Consider the following 1738-nt stretch of genomic DNA (forward strand, 5'->3'; position numbering starts at 1 on the left):
GGGAAGGCGAGGAAGCACTGAATGACTTCCGCGACCGTGGCGAGAAGTCTTTTGCCAGCGCACGCAAAGCCGGAGACAAGGCCATTGAAGGAGCCGGCCACAAGATCGAAGAGCGTCCCTTTCTCACGGTTCTCATCGCGTTCGTGGCCGGGTTGCTGCTCGGCAAGTTTCTCGACCGCTAACCGTGGAGCTACCCGAGGCGGTCCAGGCCAAGCTGCAACAGGCGCTGGTCGTGGCCCTGGCAGGGTTACTGGCGCTGATCCTGCTCTGCGCGTTGCTGATAGCCAGCTTCGTGATGCTGCTGTTGGCCTTGACCTCGGGACTGGCGCCTGTGGTGGGCGAGTCTGGCGCCTACGCGATTGCCGGCCTCGGCTGCCTTCTGGTTCTGCTGCTTGTTTTCAAACGGTTGACGGCCAAGCGCAAGACCAAACCCAGGCAGCAACCGCCACTGACGGAAGGCTCTGACGACGGCTCCATCGGGGCAGCCCCCCTGGATGACTTCCGTCAGACGATTCGCGAGCATCCCTGGGAATCTGTAGCGACTTCATTTGCGCTGGGGCTGGTGCAATCGGGGGATCCCCGGTTGCGGGAATTGCTGATGGACTCGAGCCTGGCCTGGCTCAAGTCGGCGCAAAAGGGCGAGGGCACCGCTCCAGGCAGGGCATCGGCACCAGGAGCAGAAGCTGGGAGCGGGCCCGGGAGGCCCGGTGAGAATGGCGGCTAGCAGCGCGCAACCGACCTCAGCATTCCCCTGCAGCCGCACGGTATTCCCCTGACCTCGACGTGGTGGGGTCAGATACCGTCTTGCATAGCAAGCCCTCGCATCGGTATTTTTGCATTAAAACTGGTGCCGCTCACCACGACCCCGTAAATCAGGTGGGCAAGCTTTCTCATGCTTGCACCGACGACTGCCTTCGGCGCCAGTCCCTTTTCCCGTAAGCGCTCAGCCATGGCCTTGATCACAGGGTTGTGGCGTATCGCTACCAGGCCCGGCATATAAAGCGCCTTGCGGGCACCGGCGTGTCCGGTTCTGCTGATCATGGTACGGCCCTTTACGGTGCCGGACTGCTTCTGCCGAGGCGTAACCCCGATAAAGGCGGCCAAGGCCTTGGCATCCCTGAAGCGCCGCACATCCCCCAGGTACGCCAGTACCCGGGCTACTGTTTTGGGACCGATCCCGGGGATGCTCTTGATCAGCTCTGCGTCGTCTTTGAGCTGAGGATGACCAACGATATGGTCGTTAATATCGGACTCGATTTGCGCAATCTGCTTGTCCAGCCACACCACATGGTCCTTGACCATGGCCGTCACACTCGATTTTGGCGCATGATCCAGAGCTTCCAGGCGATTGAGCTCCTGTTGGCGCATGGCCTCAAGTGCCTGCAGCCGCTCCACGAGCGCCCTGAGTTCGCGCTGTTCGGGACTGGGCGGCTGCCATGCTTCCAGTTCAGCAGAACCCGCAAACCTGGCTAAGAGATAGGCATCTGCTTCATCCGTCTTGTTGCGACTCAGCTGACTTTGGGCGAAGCCTTTCACTCGAGCCGGATTCACCACGCTCACGAGCCAACCCGCATCCGCCAAAAACAGTGCCACAGACTCGCTATAAGGTCCCGTAGCCTCCAGGCAGATGAATACCTCGGGGGCTAGTTCACGAGCAGAGAGCCAAGCGAGGAGCGCCTTGTAGCCCCCTTGATTGTTCGGGAAGACCTTGTTTTTCTTCTTCCGTCCCGTTACTGCG

2 protein-coding genes and 1 pseudogene are annotated in these 1738 nt (G+C 60.8%); 2 read left to right on the forward strand and 1 reads right to left on the reverse strand.

The window, feature by feature from the left end; genetic code table 11:
• Both WD429_RS02335 and WD429_RS02340 read left to right on the forward strand, forming a co-directional pair.
• Positions 1–182 (forward strand): annotated as a pseudogene (locus WD429_RS02335) (hypothetical protein); the annotation flags it as partial.
• Between the two features lie 2 nt (positions 183–184).
• Positions 185–724 carry a hypothetical protein gene (locus WD429_RS02340; RefSeq protein ID WP_368420568.1) on the forward strand — a complete coding sequence of 180 codons (540 nt, stop codon included), beginning with the start codon at positions 185–187 and terminating at the stop codon, positions 722–724.
• A 68-nt stretch (positions 725–792) separates the two neighbouring features.
• Here the strand turns inward: WD429_RS02340 and WD429_RS02345 are convergent.
• Positions 793–1738: IS110 family transposase (locus WD429_RS02345; RefSeq protein WP_368420569.1), on the reverse strand; the 946-nt coding region annotated here is incomplete at its 5' end.

Source organism: Marinobacter sp., assembly GCF_040904845.1.
Taxonomy (GTDB): domain Bacteria; phylum Pseudomonadota; class Gammaproteobacteria; order Pseudomonadales; family Oleiphilaceae; genus Marinobacter.